13 protein-coding genes and 1 tRNA gene are annotated in these 16,690 nt (G+C 38.3%); 9 read left to right on the top strand and 5 right to left on the bottom strand.

Annotated features, from left to right (window positions below):
* Positions 1-76: 76 nt before the first annotated feature.
* Together fabF and AQF98_RS07595 are read right to left on the bottom strand one after the other, a co-directional pair.
* Positions 77-1,330 carry a beta-ketoacyl-ACP synthase II gene (fabF, locus tag AQF98_RS07600; RefSeq protein WP_055131326.1) on the bottom strand — a complete coding sequence of 418 codons (1,254 nt, stop codon included), beginning with the start codon at positions 1,328-1,330 and terminating at the stop codon, positions 77-79.
* 29 nt (positions 1,331-1,359) lie between these two features.
* Complete coding sequence (locus AQF98_RS07595; RefSeq protein WP_008508386.1) at positions 1,360-1,596, bottom strand: acyl carrier protein; 237 nt, start codon at positions 1,594-1,596, stop codon at positions 1,360-1,362.
* Positions 1,597-1,753: 157 nt separating this feature from the next.
* Between AQF98_RS07595 and AQF98_RS07590 the strand changes: the two genes are divergently transcribed.
* The 3 genes from AQF98_RS07590 to AQF98_RS07580 all read left to right on the top strand — a co-directional run bounded on the left by AQF98_RS07590 (position 1,754) and on the right by AQF98_RS07580 (position 3,893).
* Positions 1,754-2,173 carry an IPExxxVDY family protein gene (locus AQF98_RS07590; RefSeq protein ID WP_055131325.1) on the top strand — a complete coding sequence of 140 codons (420 nt, stop codon included), beginning with the start codon at positions 1,754-1,756 and terminating at the stop codon, positions 2,171-2,173.
* Between the two features lie 137 nt (positions 2,174-2,310).
* Positions 2,311-3,741 (top strand): pyruvate kinase, encoded by a 1,431-nt coding sequence (gene pyk / locus AQF98_RS07585; RefSeq protein WP_055131324.1) that lies wholly within the window; start codon positions 2,311-2,313, stop codon positions 3,739-3,741.
* 65 nt (positions 3,742-3,806) lie between these two features.
* A tRNA-Ser gene (locus tag AQF98_RS07580) sits at positions 3,807-3,893 on the top strand.
* 109 nt (positions 3,894-4,002) lie between these two features.
* Here AQF98_RS07580 and AQF98_RS07575 read toward each other — a convergent pair.
* On the bottom strand, positions 4,003-4,602 hold the full coding sequence (locus AQF98_RS07575) for a GNAT family N-acetyltransferase (RefSeq protein WP_055131323.1): 600 nt from the start codon (positions 4,600-4,602) through the stop codon (positions 4,003-4,005).
* 299 nt (positions 4,603-4,901) lie between these two features.
* Here AQF98_RS07575 and AQF98_RS07570 point away from each other — a divergent pair, with 299 nt between their 5' ends.
* From AQF98_RS07570 to AQF98_RS07560, 3 genes are read left to right on the top strand one after another with little or no spacing between them, the layout of a single operon-like run.
* Positions 4,902-6,311, top strand: a complete 1,410-nt coding sequence (locus AQF98_RS07570) for a S9 family peptidase (protein ID WP_055131322.1) — start codon at positions 4,902-4,904, stop codon at positions 6,309-6,311.
* Positions 6,293-7,342, top strand: a complete 1,050-nt coding sequence (locus AQF98_RS07565) for a sensor histidine kinase (RefSeq protein ID WP_055131321.1) — start codon at positions 6,293-6,295, stop codon at positions 7,340-7,342. The genes AQF98_RS07570 and AQF98_RS07565 overlap by 19 nt, the downstream gene beginning before the upstream one ends.
* Positions 7,339-8,067, top strand: coding sequence for a LytTR family DNA-binding domain-containing protein (locus AQF98_RS07560; protein ID WP_055131320.1), 729 nt, complete (start codon positions 7,339-7,341; stop codon positions 8,065-8,067). Before AQF98_RS07565 ends, AQF98_RS07560 begins: the two co-directional genes overlap by 4 nt.
* Before the next feature lie 25 nt (positions 8,068-8,092).
* Here AQF98_RS07560 and AQF98_RS07555 read toward each other — a convergent pair whose 3' ends face one another.
* Positions 8,093-9,010: a metallophosphoesterase gene (locus AQF98_RS07555; RefSeq protein WP_055131319.1), complete on the bottom strand. Its 918-nt coding sequence runs from the start codon at positions 9,008-9,010 to the stop codon at positions 8,093-8,095.
* Between the two features lie 241 nt (positions 9,011-9,251).
* Here AQF98_RS07555 and AQF98_RS21810 point away from each other — a divergent pair, with 241 nt between their 5' ends.
* The 3 genes from AQF98_RS21810 to AQF98_RS07540 all read left to right on the top strand — a co-directional run bounded on the left by AQF98_RS21810 (position 9,252) and on the right by AQF98_RS07540 (position 14,792).
* Entirely contained in the window at positions 9,252-11,087 is a 1,836-nt protein-coding gene (locus AQF98_RS21810; protein WP_082434938.1) for a DUF4157 domain-containing protein, read from the top strand.
* A 150-nt stretch (positions 11,088-11,237) separates the two neighbouring features.
* Positions 11,238-12,362, top strand: coding sequence for a redoxin domain-containing protein (locus tag AQF98_RS07545; protein ID WP_055131318.1), 1,125 nt, complete (start codon positions 11,238-11,240; stop codon positions 12,360-12,362).
* A gap of 96 nt (positions 12,363-12,458) precedes the next feature.
* Positions 12,459-14,792, top strand: a complete 2,334-nt coding sequence (locus AQF98_RS07540) for a S9 family peptidase (protein ID WP_055131317.1) — start codon at positions 12,459-12,461, stop codon at positions 14,790-14,792.
* A gap of 87 nt (positions 14,793-14,879) precedes the next feature.
* Here the strand turns inward: AQF98_RS07540 and AQF98_RS07535 are convergent, their stop codons facing one another.
* Positions 14,880-16,622, bottom strand: a complete 1,743-nt coding sequence (locus AQF98_RS07535) for a CocE/NonD family hydrolase (protein WP_055131316.1) — start codon at positions 16,620-16,622, stop codon at positions 14,880-14,882.
* Between the last annotated feature and the right edge of the window lie 68 nt (positions 16,623-16,690).

The raw sequence follows: 16,690 nt of genomic DNA, 5'->3' as shown, positions 1-16,690 counted from the left end.
TACAAAAAAATAAGGACTAACAAAGTATAATATATTTAAATATACAATCAAATATCAACAAAGATAGTTTTTTAGGTTACTCCTCGTATTTTTTGAAAATAACAGATGCATTATGACCACCGAAGCCAAACGTGTTGCTTTGTGCAGCACGAATAACACGTTTTTGAGCCTTGTTAAATGTAAAATTTAATTTCGGATCAAATTCAGGGTCATCTGTAAAATGATTAATTGTTGGTGGAACAATATCATTTTTAACAGCTAGGATAGTTGCAATAGCTTCAATAGCACCAGCAGCACCCAATAAATGGCCTGTCATCGATTTGGTAGAACTGATGTTCAGTTGATAGGCATCTTCGCCAAATAAATCAACAATGGCTCTACTTTCGCTAATGTCTCCGAGTGGAGTAGAAGTACCGTGAACATTGATATAATCAATATCTGCAGTAGTTAATTTAGCATCTCTTAATGCATTGGTCATTACCATTCTTGCGCCCAATCCTTGCGGATGCGGAGCAGTAATGTGGTTGGCATCAGCACTCATACCGCCACCTACCATTTCTGCGTAGATTTTGGCACCACGTGCTTTAGCATGTTCCAGCTCTTCTAAAATAATGGTTCCAGCGCCTTCACCTGCTACAAAGCCCTCACGGTCTTTATCAAATGGGCGTGAAGCGGTTTTAGGATCATCATTTCTTGTAGAAAGGGCATGCATGGCGTTGAAACCGCCAATACCTGCTTCATTGATAATGGCTTCAGAACCACCACTGATGATGATGTCGGCAATATCCAAACGGATATAGTTAAAGGCATCAATCATCGCGTTTGTAGAAGAAGCACACGCAGAAACAGTTGCAAAATTTGGTCCACGTAAACCATATTTAATAGAAATATGGCCCGGAACGATGTCAATAATTACTTTAGGAATAAAAAACGGATTGATACGAGGGGTACCATCGCCCAAAAAGAAAGTTTTCATTTCTTCCTGAAACGTTTTAAATCCGCCTATGCCCGATCCCCAGATTACACCAACACGGTTGGTATCGATTTTTTCGAAATCGAAATTACCATCTTTTACGGCTTCAGCTGTAGATACCATGGCATATTGCACAAATGGATCTAATTTACGAGCCTCTTTTTTATCCAAATGATCCTCTGGATTAAAGTTTTTTAGCTCGCATGCAAATTTTGTCTTGAACTTTTCAGTATCAAAACCTGTAATTGGCCCAGCGCCACTCACACCATTAAGCAACCCATCCCAAAATTCTTGGGTGGTATTGCCAATTGGAGTGAGTGCACCTAAACCTGTAACTACTACTCTTTTTAATTCCATTTATACGTATTATACGGAAAGCGTATTTACTACTTAACGTTTTTTTCTAAATAAGCAATTGCTTGACCAACAGTACCAATGGTTTCAGCCTGATCATCAGGAATAGCCACATTGAATTCTTTTTCAAATTCCATAATCAATTCTACAGTATCCAAAGAATCCGCACCTAAGTCATTTGTGAAAGACGCTTCTGGCGTAACTTCGCTTTCATCAACACCTAGTTTTTCTACGATAATAGCCTTAACTCTTGAAGCAATATCAGACATAATTTTATAATTTAATGGTTAAATAATTCTGTGCAAAGAAAAATAAATTCTAACACTTTTCAAATGTTTTTATTTCTCAATCAATTTTAATGTTTTTATTTCAAACTTAATGTAAAATTAGTTTTATAATTTCGTAATTCTAAAAAAAGATTCTGTTTTGAACAAAACTTATTTAAAACTCTCGTTAGACCTCGACTTTGTTTTAATCGCTATTACAGCCGCAGCTAAGGATTACATGCTGTGTCATAAAATAAATAACAGCCTAACATTTGAATTTGAAAAGGCTGAGGATCATGAGGTTTACTATAATATTGATGAAGCGCCACTGGCATTTTCACGCTTTTATTATTTTGTAGAACAGGGAGAAGTGGAATACTATTTAGTGAGCAATAGAAATAGCGAAGGATTTTTAATTCCAGAGATGAATAAGGTAGATTTTTTTATCATTATCCATCAATATATAGACAAAGAAGACCTTAATTTTATTTTAACGAGATTAAATAAACTGCCTGATATACAGGTAGCTGCGCAGATTGACCCACATAAATTAAAGTCGAGAGAGAATTTAGTAATGTAAATTTTATATTGTTCGTGTATTAAATACACTATATTTGAATCTTAATAAAATTGAAATAGAACATAAACATTAGATAAAAACATGGTTATTTTCGATAAATTTCTATTTTTTATCTTACGCCAATAAAAAAATAATAAATGAAACCTTTTCATTCAAGAACTAAAATTGTAGCCACTTTAGGTCCAGCATCAGCCAAACCAGACGTTTTATATAGTATGTTTAATGCCGGATTAGATGTTTGCCGCCTTAATTTTTCTCATGGTTCTCAGGCTGATCATCAAGAAGTGTTGGATACGATCCGTAGCATCAACAAAAAATATAAATATAATGTAGGCATTTTGGCCGATCTGCAAGGACCAAAAATTAGAATTGGAACCGTTAAAGATGGTGGTATCCACTTGGTTAATGGTAGCCGTACTGTAATTACCACCAAAGAATGTGTGGGTAACGAAGAGCGGATCTATATCACTTACGAAAACTTTCCACAAGATGTGAAGGCAGGAGAAATTATCCTTTTGGATGATGGAAAATTGCAAATGAAGGTAATAGAGACCAATTATAAAGATGAAGTAGTTTGCGAAATTGTTCATGGAGGTATCTTAACTTCTAGAAAAGGTGTAAATCTGCCAAATACTAAGGTTTCTATTCCTTCTTTAACTGTTGAAGACCGTAAAAACCTAGAGTTTGTATTAGAAAACAATGTAGAATGGATCGGTTTATCTTTTGTGCGTAATGCCGAAGATATTATCGAACTGAAAGATATTATTAAAGCTAGAGGCAAAGCAGCTAGAGTTGTAGCTAAGATTGAGAAACCAGAAGCAATTGCCAATATCGACGAGATTATTGCTGTTTCTGATGCCATTATGGTGGCCCGTGGCGATCTTGGAGTAGAAATGCCGATGGAAGAAGTGCCATTGTTGCAAAAAATGATTGTGCAGAAATGTAAAGCAGCATCTAAACCAGTGATTATTGCTACACAGATGTTGGAGAGTATGATTACTACACCTCGCCCTACACGTGCAGAAGTAAACGATGTTGCCAATTCAGTGCTAGATGGAGCAGATGCAGTAATGTTAAGTGGTGAAACTTCGGTTGGAGAATTTCCATTGATCGTAATTGAAACCATGCAAAAGATCATTTGCAACATTGAAGACAATAACTATCCATTCCATCCAGAAAAATTCTTAAAGCCTAAGGCAGAGAGTTTCTTGAGCGATGCAGTTTGCGATTCGGCTTGTTTCCTTTCTAAACAAACCAATGCAGTAGGTATTGTATCGATGACATTGAGTGGTTATACAGCCTTTGAAATTGCAAGTCACCGACCACAATCGCCAATATTTATCTTTACCAGTAACGAAACTTTGTTAAATACCTTGAGTTTGGTTTGGGGCGTGAGAGGTTTCTTTTACGATAAATTTGAAAGCACCGATAATACCATTACCGAGGTGAACGAATTCTTGAAAAAGAAAAAACTGATCAAAAAGGGCGATGTAATTATCAATACCGCAGCGATCCCGATGGAAGTTAAAGGTAAAACCAACATGCTTAAGATCACAGTTATAGATTAACTTTAAATATTCTTTTGATAAAGAGATGCCCTTGTTTATACTTGGGCATTTTTTTGCCCTAATACGGAGAGATGTCAGAGTGGTCGAATGAGCAAGCCTGGAAAGTTTGTATACTCGCAAGGGTATCGAGGGTTCGAATCCCTCTCTCTCCGCTAAGGAAAATAGACCTAATATTGGGTCTGTTTCCCTTTTAGTTTTCCAATTGATCTTAGCAATTGTCAATATTTATTATTCTTTTGCCATCAGCATTTTCAATGCACCTTATTCTTTTGGAAAAATAGGAACTATCGCTGCGAGGTCGTTCCAGCCATAAGCTCCATGGAATTTCCCATCTTCTGCGTATATTCTTTCGCCCTTTATAGCCTCATAAAATCGAATTGATGGATTGCTGGGCTCGCTAAACAATACCATTGATTTAATGCCCTTCGCCAAAAAATGTTGAATAACATTGCCTACAAGTCTTCGCCCAATGCCAAGTCTCTGGTAATCTTGCAGCAGATAGAGTTTGTTGAGCTCTCCCTCAAATTTTAATTTGTCTGTATAACGTTGTCCTTTTGCAAAACCAATCAATTCTTTCTGGCTATTTTCTACAATCAGGCAAAACCAGCTTTGGTCTGTTTGCTTAAACTGTTCTTCCCATTGGTATTGTCTAATTTCAAAGGTCGGTGGTCGCTTTACAAAAGGATAGGTCTGGTTCCAAGCTTTTACATGCAATGCCGCTAATGCAGGTATGTCCGAGAGTGTAACCTCTCTAATCAATAATGAATTTAACGCTTCTCCATGCTGTTTCAACAGTTTAATGTTGGCAGCTTTAGTAGGTCTTCTTAAATTTAGTATAAACCGAAGGAGTGTATCTTTCATTTTCGAAATGATTTTTATGTATTCTCGGTGTCAATATCCATGATGAGTTTCGAGTCTAATTGTTTTACCAATGCAATTCCACACCACTAGCGATTATATTTTATATTAAGTTATGGATCAAAATGATCAATAAGAAGTATTTTGTGATAAATCCATTAACTTAAATTAAGACAAAGGGTTCTTTTATTAAGAAAATGATAAAGCTAGAAGTTACCGCTTATCACTTTATATGACCATTCGACACAATACAGTAGGGTTTACTTTCTGGATGGGGTATATTTGGACATATCTAAATCAGTATGAAGAAAATTATATTATTAATGATTGCGGTGTGTATCAGCAATTTTTTAGCCGCCCAAGATCTTACCGGAAGTTGGTATGGTATCCTCGATATCCCTGGAAACAAACTTCGAATCAACTTCCACATCAAGGCAACAGGGGATGGTTTTACCACTACAATGGATAGCCCTGATCAGGGTGTAAAAGGTATACCTATAGATAAAACAACTATTCAGGGTAGCGAGTTGACTATAGAAGCTGCCAAAATGGGAATGGTTTATAAAGCAACATTTGATCCAGCAAGCAACGAACTTAAGGGTAGCTTTACCCAAGGGCCAGGGAGTATTCCATTAAATCTTTCGAGAAAAGAAAAAAACAACGAAAAGGCAGTAGCAAAAAGGCCCCAGGATCCTTTAAGTTTTCCTTATCAACAAGAAGAGGTTACCTTCAAAAATAGACAGTCTGGAAATGTATTAGCGGGCACCCTAACCTTACCTAAGGATGGGAAAGTATCTAAAATAGTGGTTTTAATTTCTGGCTCTGGACCGCAGGATAGAAATGAGGAAGCTGCACAATTTAACCATAGGCCATTTTTGGTTTGGAGCGATTACCTGACCAAAAAAGGAATTGGGGTACTGAGATATGATGACCGTGGAGTGGGTAAATCAACCGGAACATTTGCTACTGCTACATCGGCCGATTTTGCAAATGATGCCGAGGCAGCCGTCGAATTTATCCAATCGCGTCAGGAATTGAAAGGTGTAAAAATTGGCTTGGTTGGGCATAGCGAAGGAGGGATGATCGCTCCTATAGTAGCCAGTAGAAATCCAGCAGTAAAATTTATTGTGCTTTTGGCAGGTCCTGGTATTCCCATTTCAGAATTAATGGTTGAACAAAATAGAGATCAGATGAAACTTGCTGGTGTGTCTGATAGTGTGATTGTTGCCGTCTCTGCCACCAATAGAAGATTATATCAAGCTGTTATCAATCTTAAAGATCAGAACGAGCAAGATTTCAAAACAAAAATTGAAGCCGTTTTATTTAAAGAACTTCGCGATAACAATAGCGAGCAGGCTAGTGAAGCAGTTATTGCACAACGGGTCAATAGCAATGTTAAACAATTGGTTGCACCATGGTTTAGGTACTTTCTAGCTTTTAATCCACAACTCTACCTTTCTAAAGTGAAATGCCCACTATTGGCCATTAACGGTACTTTAGATATGCAGGTATCTAGCGAGAGCAATTTAAAGGGAATTAAAGAAAGTATGATTAAAGCAGGGAATAAAAAATTTGAAATATTTCCCATCAAAGATCTTAATCACTTGTTGCAACTGGCCAAAACAGGATCTGTGGCAGAATATGTGCAAATAGAAGAAACGGTTAATCCTCAGGCCCTCGAAAAAGTAGCATTGTGGATAGGGAAACAATAGCCAAACTGCGCTTCAGGTTCTGGCCTTTTCAGGTTGCCTTTTGGTTCATTATTGGAGGGATAAACTTTGTTGCCCAGTATTTTGTGGCGGGCTTTACCTTTAAATTGGCTGTTTTAAACCTAGTTGGTTTAGCCCTTGGTGGCTTTATGGCTACTTGGTGGTATCGCAGTTACCTTAAGCGAAAAAAGATTGATTTTAGGTTTGGTGGGCCGAGTTTAATACGCTCCATCTTGGGTGCGGCATTATTGCAATCTTTACTATGGATGTTTTTGATGCTTTTGCTGAGCTGGCCTTTTGCCAAACAGTTTAGTATCAGTTTTATACAGGTTTTAGTGAACTTAGTTCCACTATACATCATCACACTAGTATGGAACCTGTTATATGTTGGTTACCACCTGATCAGAAAATTCCATACTTATGAAGTAGAAAAATGGAAGCTTGAGTCGGAGTTTCAAAAAGCGCAATTAGGCACTTTAAAAGCACAGGTGAATCCTCATTTTATGTTCAATGCCATCAATAATATTCGGGCCTTGATCTTAGAAAACCCTATACTGGCCAGAGAGATGTTGACCAAGTTTGCCGAGGTATTTCGCTACTCCCTTCAATACAGTAATGAAAAGCTCATCACGATTAAAGATGAACTGGAAATTCTGATCAATTATTTGGAAATCCATAAATTGCAGTTTGAAGAAAAGTTGAAGTATTCCATAAATATAGATGACAGTTTGCAAACTGAAACTATCCCGCCAATGATGCTTCAACTGTTGGTCGAAAATTCCATCAAGCATGGTATTGGGATGAGCCAAAAGGGTGGAGAGATTATTATTGATGTTTTTAAAACTGATGATACGTTGCACTTAAGTGTAAAAAATACCGGATCGCTTCAAAAGCATGTACATTTGGAAGATAATTTGGGAATTGGATTGCAGAACGTAAGCGAAAGGCTCATGCTTACTTATGGTGGTGATGCAAAACTTGAAATCAGAGAGGAATTTCCCTTTGTGGTTGTTAATGTTTCCATTAAAAAATGATCAGTGTAGTTATCGTAGAAGATTCAAGATTAGCAAGGAAGGAGTTGAGGGAGCTGTTAACCGTATATCCACAAATGAATGTAGTTGGAGAGGCGGACACGGTTGAAAATGCAATTGAACTGATTGAAAGCAGTACACCAGATCTGATTTTTCTAGATATTCATCTGCCGGGTGGGAGTGGTTTTGATGTACTTTCGAAGTTGAAACGTATACCCGTGGTGATCTTTACTACCGCATTTACATCTTATGCTCTTGAATCTTTTGAGTACAATACACTCGATTATCTTCTTAAACCTATCTCACAAGATAAATTGAGTAGGGCTATTCAAAAGGCTGAAATTTTTCTTAACAGAGACCAAAAGGAAGGGCAGAAGGATAAACATGGGCTCAATGACAAAATATTTATCAAAGATCGAAATTTAAGCTGGCTGGTTAGTTTTGAGGAAATCAGAATGTTCGAATCTCAGGGAAATTATATTCAGGTTTTCTTTGGTCAACATCGCCCCCTTTTACAAAAGAGTTTGCAACAGATGGAGAGCTCATTGAAGGAGGGTTTATTTTTAAAAGTGAATAGGAAACAGTTGGTGAATATCAATTGGATCAACCAAATGGAAAAACTAGCTAACGGGAAACTGATTTTAGAATTAACAACTGGCGAAAAGGTAGCTGTTTCTAGAAGGCAAATGAACCATGTAAAGTTATATTATTCTTTTGGTTCGTGTTAACACGAACCAAAAGAGATTAAATAGCTTAATATTCCACTATCTTCCGTTCTACTGTTCCATCACTATGAAAATCAAAAAGCGCATAGGCTGGGGCAAAATCTTGAAAAGCACCACCCCACCAATTGCCACTTACCGCACCATTGCAATAGTATTTAATGCCGAGGTAGGTTAACTCATCTTGTAAATGGATATGACCACTTAAACAGGTTTTAATATTGGGATGTTTTTTAAACAGGTCTTTTATTTTTCGGGCATCGGTATGCAAGAGTGCTCTTGATAACTTCCAATCGCCATTGGGCAACATATCTTTAAAAAACATGGCACTACAAAAAGACATGATCGGAATGTGAGAAACAATACAGATGAACTTTTCTTTGTGATTGTTGAGCTCATTTTCTAGCCAGGCAAACTGTGGCTCGTCTAATAAAGCAATGTAACCTCCATTATTCTCTTGCACACTGTCTAGCACAATAAAATGCCAATCGTTATGGGTATAGCTGTAATAGGTTTTGGCATAACCTGTTTGTTGCAGCCACCAACCTTTACCATAAAGGGGGTCGGTTTTAACGGCATCTTTTAATTGCCAGGCCCAAATATCATGGTTCCCAAGCGCATACTTCACAGGCAGTTTATTTTCAGCTTTCATAATGCTGTTAAACAAGTCCCATTGAGTTTTTGTCTTTTCTCTATCGACCGCAAGCGCATCCATTACACAATCGCCACCGTTAATGATAAAATCTGGCTGTTTTTTTAATTGATTGATATTTCTCAAAGCCTTTTTCATTCCGGCTTCTGCCTCTGCCGAAGGCTTGATATGGATGTCGCTGATAAATGCCACACTAAACTTGCTTTTCTTTTCTATAGAAATGGTATGGCCAACTGCGGGCAAAGTTGTTGCCGCTGTTAGTAGCGAAACATTTTGGATAAACTTTCTACGTTGCATAATGTGAAGATGATCGTTTTTGTTGAGATAAAAATAACTTAAATCCAGTTAACTGATGTAACAATAGCGTTAAATACGATAGTCTTGTTTTCGAGATGAGGTTACAATCACATGTTGTAAGCCATACTCTTGTAGTCTTTGATATTAAAAGATAAGCTGATTGCTCAGTTTACTATCTATTTACTTAAATTGCTGTTGGTTTGTTGTTTTTTAAGGATGACGAACTATCTATTGTTAAGGTATGGCAACTTATCAGCGTAAAATAATCAAAGAGAGCACTGCAGTAGATGAACATCAATCTAGTGCAACAGGAAGTGCTGCACATTATTTGCCAGATCACCGAGACCATACCACAATCCAAAAAAAGACCCTAACTAGTCCTATTGTAGATAATAGACCAGCTAAAAATGCAGTTGGGTTGCATTTGGAGGATAATCGAACACGATCAGTAATTCAGCAGAAAACAAATGATACAGGCTTGCCAGACCAGCTTAAAACAGGAATAGAAAAACTATCTGGTTACCAGATGGACGATGTGAAGGTACACTTTAACTCTTCTAAACCGGCCCAACTGCAAGCCCATGCCTATGCCCAGGGTACACAGATCCACTTAGGCCCAGGACAAGAGAAACATTTGGCTCACGAAGCATGGCATGTGGTACAGCAGAAACAGGGTCGGGTAAAACCAACCCTACAAATGAAAGGCCATGTAAACGTGAATGATGATAAAGGATTGGAACATGAAGCAGATGTATTCGGAGCAAAGGCTATGCAATTTAAACTTATTGAGGGTTTTACTACACCCTTGATACAACAAGTACCCTATCGTGGAGTTGTACAAAAGGCTGGCTGGGGAGACGTTGCTGCGGTAGCTGGTGTTGTTGGAGGCGCATTGGCAGGCGGTGCAGCAGGTTATCTTGGTGGTGCGGGTTTAGGCCTGTCGCTTGGCCTTGGCCTGGCCGGTGCAGGACTTGGCTACGTAACGCCTTTTCTAGGGAGAGCGGCCGCAGGGGTAGCAACTGGAACTGCAACGCATGGGCATGTACATGCTGCCGGACCACTAACTCAAATCAAACATACGGCTGGATACATTACCCTTGACCAAAAGAATTATGAAGTAGGTAAAAAAATGGAAGCGAGATTGTCTGCCAAAAACCCAATAACAGGAAGTGCAACAGGACCTAATTGGACTTGGATGCAAGCTTTAAGGGCAGCCTATCCGCAAGCTAATATTGTACGTGGGCATCTGCTCAACCACGACCTCGGTGGATTTGGAATGCCAGAAAACTTATACCCTATCTCAACATTGGCCAATTCAGCACATTCTGACCAGGTTGAGCAACCTGTAAAGAAATTACTAGCTATTGAGATTGGAAGGGCCGATCATGGACATCAACCTAAATTCGTCAATTATATGGTAAACGTAGCAGAAGCTAAGGCCAACAACCCTGCTGTAGCGGCATTTAATTGTACATTCTATACCGATGGGCAAGCCCCAAATCATGTAAAAATAGAGTCAGATTTGGGTGCCGATAAAGGAGGTTTTGGAGGAGGCATAAAGACCAACCCGCTTGATGGAACACTTTGGCATCACGGCGCCAGAAGAGGTTTTGAAACAGGAGATGAGCAGACTTCTCTGGCCAAAAATAAGACTGACCAAAATATTACGGTTGAAAAAACAAAAGGAGTCAAGCTGGAAGGTAATGTTAATGCCAAATATGTAGCAGGTGCAGGCCTTACGCAAGAGACTGAAGAAAATATTTTTGGTAACTTAATGAGAGATGTTTTCAATCATTGGTCAAACGCTTTACAACAGTCAATTTTAATAGAATTAAAGACAACGCTCCCTTTTGATAAAGGAGTACTAGCATTTGTACGTACAACTGCCTCTTATGAAGATAATAAAGGTGACGCTTACAGTCTTATAGAGTTGATTATACAAGTATTAGAAGAACAAATAGAAAAACTGAAAAAAGAGCATCAGCACGAACCATTGAATATGGCTATTTTAAACAGTGCTGATCAAGATATAAGCCGTGCTATTGCTTATAGTAAAAAATACTTCCACAATCAATAACCTAGGTTACCTTGTGGTACTCATATGCACTAAGATTATTTTTCCTTCGTACTGGATCGTGTAAGTAAGCTAATGTTAAATAAAGTTAATTAATCTACGAAATTATCGTAGATTGTGTATGTTTGATTTTTATATCTTCAAATCTAATACATGAAACCAAAAATAATCCTTGTTTTTTTAGCCTTGCTGGGTTTGGCTGTAACAGTTAATGCCCAGGTAGCTGAACAGCTGATCAGCCGTTTTAATCATCTTAAAAATTTGAGTTACAGGAGCACTACTGCGAGTAAAGATTTTTTTAGCGATCAGCTCTATTTTGACACCCTCCAGTCTACAATCAGCAAACAATCTAACCAATTGGTATTTAGCTTTAAGGGGAAAAAACAAGAAGATATTTACGATGGGAGCAAATTGTTCAAGCTCCAGTTTTCAGACCAGACCTATCGCCTCTCTACCAACCCAGAACAGGCCACCTATTACTACGAATCGTTACCTTATTTGATCAATAGGATAGCAAGTCAACTACAAAAGGGAATCAAAGCTGTTAATTTTCCAGATTCAATTGTAAATGGCAAAAGTTATACCCATTTCAAAATCAAAGACCTCGATTCCATCAGAAACAACAAACATGTATTTAGTCAAACTACAGTGTTGATAGACAAAACAACAAAACTGCCTTATTATTACCGTAACAACAGCAAAGGTTTTATAGATGGTACCAATACTTACCTCACTGTTTTTAACGAATACCGATTTACAAACTACAAGCTCAACGTAAAACAACCTGCAGCGCTTACGAAAACTATGCTTCCGGCAAATTTTACGCTCGAGCAGCCCAAAGTGCCCATCCCACTGTTGGCAAAGGGTAGCATTGCGCCAGAAATTCCTTTGTACGATTTAAATGGAGGGACAAGCCAACTATCAGCCTTTAAAGGAAAAGTTGTCTTACTCAATTTTACTGTAAATGGTTGCCCACATTGTGTTGAAGCCATAGAAACGTTAAATCAATTAAAAGCGCAATATAAGGCTAGCGATTTTGCCATCATCAGTATCAATCTATTCGATGATAAAACCGCTATTTTAAAATTTGATAAAAGTTTTGATGTCAAATACACCACTTATCATAGCGATCAAACAGTAAAAGAGACGTATCGGGTAGAAGCATATCCCTTGTTTTATGTGGTAGACAAAAACGGAAACATCGCCAATGCCTATAGTGGTTTTTCTCAAGATCTGGGCAAGCAGATGGTTCAGCAAATAAAGAGCCTAATACCCTAAATAAATCCCCTTTTTGTAATGTATCATTCTTGTTGCGTTAGTTTAAAATGAACAAACAGCACTAATTTTATGCTGGTTTAACTAAGCTAAAAGAATATGAATAAATATTTATTAACCGCAACAGCGCTTGCCTTCGCCTTTGTTGCAAATGCGCAACAGGGCAAATCTTTAACCGCTAAAGATTACGAACGTGCAGAGCAGTTTATGAGTTACAATACAGAAAAGTTTGTAGATGCTGGTACAGTACGCCCAAACTGGCTTGCAGGCGACAAATTCTGGTACCTTAGCAATTCTTCTGCAAAGGGAGCCGAATTTATTTTGGTAGATCCGGTTAAAAGAACGAGAGCGGCAGCATTCGATCATCAGAAACTAGCTACAGCGCTTTCGGCGGCAAGTGGAAATACCTATGAAGCCACAAAGCTTCCTTTTCCAACAATTAGTTATGCTGCTGATGGGAAGTCGATTTCATTCTCGGCTAATGGAAAAAGATGGGACTATGATTTACAAACCAATCAAGTAACACCTAGCACAGGCACGGCCGATGCAGTTACTGGTCCACCAACACGTGGCCGGATGGGTGGAGGCAATAATGGTGTAACATCACCCGATGGTACAAAAGCGGTTTTTATCAAAGACTGGAATTTGTGGGTTAGAGATGTGGCTACCAAAAAAGAAACACAATTAACTACCGATGGGGTTAAAGATTATGGTTACGCCACAGACAATGCAGGTTGGACCATGAGCGATGGCCCTATTGTACGTTGGTCGCCAGACTCGAAAAAGGTAGCTACCTTTCAACAAGACCAAAGAAATGTAAGTGATATGTATCTGGTGACCACCAATGTGGGTGCGCCAGTTTTAAAAGCTTGGAAATACCCTTTGCCAGGCGATAAAGTAATTGCTACAATTAGAAGAGTAATTATTGAGGTAGAAAATGCCAAAGTGGTAAGTCTGCAAATTCCACCAGATCCACATCGCGCAACATTGAGCGATGACATTGCCAGCAGTGGTACATTTGACGATATCGACTGGAAGGCAGATGGATCGGAGATGGCTTTCTTATCTACTTCTAGAGATCACAAGCAAGAAAAATTCCGCATTGCCAATGCAGCTACGGGAGCGGTGCGTGAAGTATTTGAGGAAGTGGTTAAAACACAGTTCGAATCGGGCCGTGGTGCTATTAACTGGCGCTATCTACCCAATACCAACGAAATTTTATGGTACTCAGAACGCGACAACTGGGGGCATATGTATCTTTATGATGCCAAAACTGGTAAATTGAAAAACCAGATTACCAAAGGCGATTGGTTGGTATCGAGATTGTTAAAAGTAGATGAAAAAGAAAGAGTGCTTTATTTTATGGGCAATGGCCGTGAAGCCGGCAATCCTTATTTTAGCTACCTGTATAAAATTGGTTTTGATGGTAAGGGCTTAACTTTACTTAGTCCAGAATTGGGTAACCACCAAATTACTTTCTCACCAAGCAACAACTATTTTATAGATACTTATTCGCAACCAGACGTGCCAAGTGTAACCAACTTTAGAAATATAGATGGCAAATTAATCGGTAGTTTAGAAAAGGGAGATGTGTCTAGGCTGATCGCTACTGGATGGAAAGCACCAACTCCGGTAAATGTAAAGGCTCATGATGGTACAACTGACATTTATGGATTGGTATTTACACCAACTCAAATGGATCCGAATAAAAAATATCCGGTAATAGATTATATTTATCCGGGGCCACAAGGCGGTAGTGTAGGTAGTTGGTCGTTCTCTGCATCAAGAGGCGATCATCAGGCATTGGCAGAACTAGGATTTATTGTAGTGATGATAGAAGGTACAAGTAACCCATTCCGTTCTAAAAGCTTTCACGATATGAGCTATGGTAACATGGCTGAAAATACCTTGCCAGATCAGATCACAGCAATTAGGCAATTGGCTAAAACCTATCCGATAGATACCAATAAAGTAGGTATTTGGGGCCATTCTGGTGGGGGCTTTGCTACAGCAGCTGCCATGTTCCGTTACCCAGATTTCTTTAAAGTAGGTATTGCCGAATCAGGGAACCACGACAACCGTAACTATGAGGATGATTGGGGCGAACGTTACAATGGTTTGGTAGAAAACTCTAATTACGAAGCACAAGCCAACCAGAACTATGCTAAAAACCTAAAAGGTAAATTAATGTTGGCTCACGGGATGATGGACAATAACGTGCCACCATCAAACACGCTTTTGGTAGTTGATGCTTTGATCAAGGCCAACAAAAACTTCGATCTGGTATTGTTCCCAAATAGTGCACATGGTTTTGGAGCCAACTCTCCTTATATGATGCGTAAACGCTGGGATTATTTTGTAACCAATTTATTGGATGCAGAACCACCAAAAGAATTTAATTTGAGAGGTGCAATTCAAACCAGCAGAAACTAATATTTAATCAGCTTTTAAAGCAGCTTATTTTAAACCTTTGACCATTCTTTATCACAAATGTGAAAGGAGTGGTCAAAGGTTTTTCGGTTATTTTAAGATCGGAATCTTTACAAAACTATCGTTAAACCATTTTATTTTTAAAGGCTCCTTGGCATCGTCGATCGTTTCGGTACTCACTTCTTTACCTGTTCCGTAGTTTAACTGTGAAAAGGAATTTTTATTAATATTGATGGCGATCAATAAACGACTGCCTTTGTTTAATTGTTTGCTGATCAAATGCGTATTTGAAAAAGGGATGGTTTCCATCCTATTTGGGGTTAGTAATTTCCTTTTTGTGATATCAGTTGCATAACTGGCACGGCCAATAAAATATGACAAATGGAAATATTCGCCACTTGGCATTACCTCATATAAAGTAATGCCAAAATCCATATCCTTTTTATTGATGCTGGCTTTGATCTGTCCGATGAAAGAACCATTGATCAAAATCGGTGCGGTAATAGGTTCACTAATAAATAAAAACCCATTGCTGGTATCTATTTCCTTCCGTATAATGGGATCTGGATAGTAATCATTATTGCTGTTTCTCCGTTCTGAGAAATCAACTTCTTGTGAGAGGTACTTACTGCTGCTTGGCTTTTTAGGATTTGCGGTATAAAAACTTCCAGATTTGTTGGTGGTTAAATAGAGCGTTAGGAAATCATTACTCATCTTGTCAATTGAGGCTGCACTTCGCCACTCATTTGCACCCATAACCTCATAATTGACTTTGTCTTTTAACATTTCTGGCTTATTTCCATTCTTTAGAATATAATCAAACCATTGGTAAGTGATTTTATTGATGTCGAATAAGGCGACGGGATCAACTTTATAATCATACAAAATAGCTTCACCACCTCTTTGAGTCCCAAAATGGCCATAAGGTCCAATGATGAGGTATGCAGGTGTTTCGGGACTATATTTTTGAAGTTCCCTTAAATAATACAGACTTGAATTTTGACTATCGTTATAATAACCATCAAAAGCCAAAACCGGTATTTTGATTTGGGTAAAATCCTTTTGATATGGGGCCATTTTTTGCCAATAATTATCAAAGGAAGGATGGTTGATCCATCGCTGAAACCATTTATTTGGTACGCCATCAACACTATCAAGCCGATTATAAGCTACACCTGTTTGCCACCATTTATTTTGCATTTTCCTAAAACGCTGCCTATCGTTTCCAGTTAAGGTATCTAAATATTTATTGTTCCCAACATAAAATGCCCATTCGTAATTGGGGTTTATAAAAATATTATTTTCCATAGGTAGACCCATGCCTGGCCTGTTAGCCACATAAGGTACAATGGTTTTAAGTGCAGGGTGCATTGTTTTGCAAGCCGCCCATTGTGTAAAGCCATTATAACTACCACCAAACATGCCAACACTGCCGTTGCACCATTTTTGTTTGCTGATCCAATCTATAACATCAAAGGCATCATTACCATCGTTTTCATAAGGAAATATTTCATTTGGACTAAAACGTTTGCCTCGTGTATAGGCTATTACACCAATATAACCGTGATCTGCTGATTCTTTTATTGCACGCATATCCCTGTCTTTATCTCTTACATAAATGGTGTATTGAAGTATGACAGGTTTAGGATTTACATCTCCCTTTTTACGAACCACCATCGCAGAGATGGTAGCCCCATCTCTTGTCTTTATTGAAACACTATCTTGAATGTCATAATTGCTTATGGCATCTTTAAGTTGAGTAGCCTTTGTTTGCTGAGCAAAGGTATTGATACTCACTAAGAGTATTAAAAATAGTTGAACCGTTTTTATCATTTTGATGATTATATTTTTAAGCTTAATTTTATCATGCCAAGCACAACGAAGAATCTATATAAGAATCT

The organism is Pedobacter sp. Hv1, assembly GCF_001412215.1.
Lineage (GTDB): Bacteria > Bacteroidota > Bacteroidia > Sphingobacteriales > Sphingobacteriaceae > Pedobacter.
The sequence above is the reverse complement of the archived record's forward strand: the minus strand, read 5'-3'. Positions and strand labels throughout refer to the sequence as shown.

What these genes read in the sequence shown, in the direction of transcription:
- AQF98_RS07535 (WP_055131316.1), bottom strand. Translation starts at nt 16,622, where the DNA reads ATGATAAAAACGGTTCAACTATTTTTAATACTCTTAGTGAGTATCAAT.
- AQF98_RS07545 (WP_055131318.1), top strand. Translation starts at nt 11,238, where the DNA reads ATGAAACCAAAAATAATCCTTGTTTTTTTAGCCTTGCTGGGTTTGGCT.
- AQF98_RS07595 (WP_008508386.1), bottom strand. Translation starts at nt 1,596, where the DNA reads ATGTCTGATATTGCTTCAAGAGTTAAGGCTATTATCGTAGAAAAACTA.
- AQF98_RS21810 (WP_082434938.1), top strand. Translation starts at nt 9,252, where the DNA reads ATGGCAACTTATCAGCGTAAAATAATCAAAGAGAGCACTGCAGTAGAT.
- AQF98_RS07555 (WP_055131319.1), bottom strand. Translation starts at nt 9,010, where the DNA reads ATGCAACGTAGAAAGTTTATCCAAAATGTTTCGCTACTAACAGCGGCA.
- AQF98_RS07560 (WP_055131320.1), top strand. Translation starts at nt 7,339, where the DNA reads ATGATCAGTGTAGTTATCGTAGAAGATTCAAGATTAGCAAGGAAGGAG.
- fabF (WP_055131326.1), bottom strand. Translation starts at nt 1,330, where the DNA reads ATGGAATTAAAAAGAGTAGTAGTTACAGGTTTAGGTGCACTCACTCCA.
- AQF98_RS07570 (WP_055131322.1), top strand. Translation starts at nt 4,902, where the DNA reads ATGAAGAAAATTATATTATTAATGATTGCGGTGTGTATCAGCAATTTT.
- AQF98_RS07540 (WP_055131317.1), top strand. Translation starts at nt 12,459, where the DNA reads ATGAATAAATATTTATTAACCGCAACAGCGCTTGCCTTCGCCTTTGTT.
- AQF98_RS07575 (WP_055131323.1), bottom strand. Translation starts at nt 4,602, where the DNA reads ATGAAAGATACACTCCTTCGGTTTATACTAAATTTAAGAAGACCTACT.
- pyk (WP_055131324.1), top strand. Translation starts at nt 2,311, where the DNA reads ATGAAACCTTTTCATTCAAGAACTAAAATTGTAGCCACTTTAGGTCCA.